Here is a 1,325-nt window from a genome sequence, read left to right as displayed (position 1 = left end):
TCATTCAGCTCCGTAACTTGAACATCGATCCTGAAAGCTATCTGGGTCTGATTCCTCCGGCCCAGGGCGAGATCCTGGGGATGAAGCAGGCGATCGAGATCATGCAGGAAGAGCTGCCTGATGTTGTCATCGGTTCCTATACTCACGTTCCGCCTGCAGGTCAGGCTAGACCGAAGAAGAAGCCATTGATTCTATAAAATAGAGCGTAGCAAGATCGTGCTGATGATTTAGGCATGGCTCTTGCGCAAATACCATACGCGTGCTATACTCCACTTGTATGTCCACATAACTCTGGGTCCGCATGAGGCTCAGGGCGAAAAAGAGGTGAAAGGTACAATGAATCAACAAATTCAACCGAAATATCACGTGACTACAGTGACTTGCGCTTGCGGTAATACGTTCGAGACAGGTTCTGTAAAACCAGATCTTCGTGTAGAGATTTGCTCGAGCTGTCATCCATTCTTCACAGGTAAGCAGAAATTCCTGGATGCTGGCGGTCGTGTTGATAGATTTAAGAAGAAATACGGTATCTAATACAACGAACCCTTCTGCCTATGGCGGGAGGGTTTTTTTGTTATAGGGATGTCCTTGTCACCGGCCACTTGTTTCGTTAAGTTGCAATTTTGATAGCCATGCGATATACTAAAGTTCGCCGTGCTAGACGGGGAGGTAGCGGTGCCCTGTAACTCGCAATCCGCTGTAGCGAGGTTGAATTCCTGTTAGAGGTATTGTCGATGTGAGGCTGGTCCCTGCACATAATGTTGACGGTTGGGTCCTCCGCAATGAGCACTTGTGAACCTGGTCAGGTCCGGAAGGAAGCAGCCATAAGCAAGATCGCTTTTGTGCCGGAGGGGTGCCTAGCCCGAGTTGTTGTTCAGGATTGCCGCTCGGATCGCAATCATCAATAACAGGTGCACGGTATACATACAGCACTTTGACACTTTTACCTTAAGGGTAAAGGTGTTTTTTATTTATCTGGATATAGATTTCCAGTGAAACGTTTTGCTAAGGCAGGGGAAAGTAGTATAAAATGTAGTATAATATAAACGTCAACTGACGCCTTTCTTGAATGGATGATGTAGAGGTTGAAAGAGGGTAAGTACAGTGGAACATATTGCGTTATATCGTGCATGGCGGCCGCAATCGTTCGGTGACATGGTGGGTCAACAGCATATTATCCAGACCTTGCAGAATGCGATTCGTGAGCAAAGGGTTTCCCATGCCTACCTGTTCAACGGTCCGCGTGGCACAGGTAAGACGAGTGCCGCTAAGATTTTGGCCAAGGCGGTGAACTGCGAGCAGGGACCTGCTGAGGAGCCGTGCAA

At 48.1% G+C, this 1,325-nt stretch carries 3 protein-coding genes and 1 other RNA gene; all 4 read left to right on the top strand.

The genetic code is table 11. From position 1 onward, the window contains the following. Window positions 1-197 (top strand): SAM domain-containing protein (locus tag ACFRAK_RS28160; protein WP_483878292.1); only part of this gene is annotated, 197 nt, incomplete at its 5' end. A 139-nt stretch (window positions 198-336) separates the two neighbouring features. Then, window positions 337-534 carry a 50S ribosomal protein L31 gene (gene rpmE / locus ACFRAK_RS28155; protein WP_394573061.1) on the top strand — a complete coding sequence of 66 codons (198 nt, stop codon included), beginning with the start codon at window positions 337-339 and terminating at the stop codon, window positions 532-534. 118 nt (window positions 535-652) lie between these two features. Then, window positions 653-919: signal recognition particle sRNA large type (gene ffs / locus ACFRAK_RS28150), an RNA gene on the top strand. Window positions 920-1,104: 185 nt separating this feature from the next. Continuing rightward, window positions 1,105-1,325 (top strand): AAA family ATPase (locus tag ACFRAK_RS28145; protein WP_394573060.1); only part of this gene is annotated, 221 nt, incomplete at its 3' end.

The sequence above is a fragment of the Peribacillus sp. NPDC056705 genome (assembly GCF_043656335.1).
This window is presented reverse-complemented; position numbering and strand designations above follow the sequence as displayed.